General features: G+C 44.6%; 1 protein-coding gene and 1 pseudogene. Both read left to right on the top strand.

Annotation, left to right across the window (positions count from 1 at the left end; all coding sequences use genetic code 11):
- Nucleotides 1–324, top strand: a 324-nt coding sequence (locus ACS8FD_RS20165; RefSeq protein ID WP_439277176.1) for an oxidoreductase C-terminal domain-containing protein, incomplete at its 5' end; no start/stop codon positions are given.
- Between the two features lie 92 nt (nucleotides 325–416).
- Nucleotides 417–737, top strand: a pseudogene (locus tag ACS8FD_RS20170) (GNAT family N-acetyltransferase); the annotation flags it as partial.

Below are 737 nucleotides of genomic sequence, written 5' to 3' on the forward strand. Positions count from 1 at the left end.
TTAAACGATGATAATGTCAATTCGTTAGAAGCGCGCATTCCTTTCTTCTGGACGATGCAATATGGCAAGAGCCTACGCTACAGCGGACATGCAGCCTCACCAGATAATAATATCTTACTTGGCTCGCCTGACACGCTCGATTATATCGAGTACTACTTCGATGATGAGGGAGAAGATACTCGTGCAAGTGCTGCAAGTACTTTAGGGCGTGATAAAGAGTTGGTCGCTTTTAGTGAGCTGCTGCGTCGTGGTCACGCGCCGACGCGCGCGCAGATCAATACTGGATTCGATATTATCGAGCAGGCCCAAGCATTATCGCGCTAGCATTTAAAGGCACATAAGGTTTACTATTAAAGCTGGCTTGGTTATCCAAGTCAGCTTTTTTATATAGCAATAATAAAAGGACACCTTATAAGATGAATAATAACCTTCTAAACAAAGACGCTGTGTTTTTACGGCAAGCAAAAGCGGATGATATTGGCGCAATTGAGCAGTTGTTAAATCGCTGTTATCGAGAAACAGCAGGCTGGACCAATGAAGCCGACTTGGTCGGTGGCATTCGTATTACTCAGTCTGAGCTGGCGAGCATTATTGATAACCCACAACATTATCTGTTCGTTTATCCAAAAACGACGACTGGCGCTCAGGATGGCGATGAAACTGACGAGCTGTTGGGTTGTATTGCCGTTGACATGAAAATCGACGCTGACGCAAATGAAAAAGCCTATATTGGTATG

The organism is Psychrobacter sp. 1U2 (assembly GCF_051847575.1).